This window comes from Pseudoalteromonas sp. S3178 (genome assembly GCF_005886985.1).
Lineage (GTDB): Bacteria > Pseudomonadota > Gammaproteobacteria > Enterobacterales > Alteromonadaceae > Pseudoalteromonas > Pseudoalteromonas carrageenovora.
Genome location: NZ_PNCW01000482.1, coordinates 1 through 289, shown reverse-complemented (window position 1 = coordinate 289; position 289 = coordinate 1). Strand labels below are relative to the sequence as shown.

General features: G+C 38.8%; 1 protein-coding gene. It reads left to right on the top strand.

Going from position 1 to position 289, the window contains the following annotated elements:
• Nucleotides 1–289 (top strand): hypothetical protein (locus CWC11_RS22930; RefSeq protein ID WP_171038521.1); only part of this gene is annotated, 289 nt, incomplete at both ends.

Below are 289 nucleotides of genomic sequence, written 5' to 3'. Positions count from 1 at the left end.
TTTAAAAATTCATTCATTTCAGGTTTTAACTTCTACAGAATCTGTCATTACCTCTCGTAAAGATCTCGTATTCCTTGAAACTTGGCATGAGAAAATCTCTGATAAAGATGTGGTTTATCCACTGGGTAACGTGCAATACGGTGGTACGACTTTTGATGGAATGCCTTTGGATTTATCTCCATCAGGGATTGCTCAGGGATATTCAGCATTTGGAGAGTGGGACACTGTTACAACTGGTAGAGGGCATAAATGGACAACTTTGACAGATACGCAAAAGAAGAAGTTCATA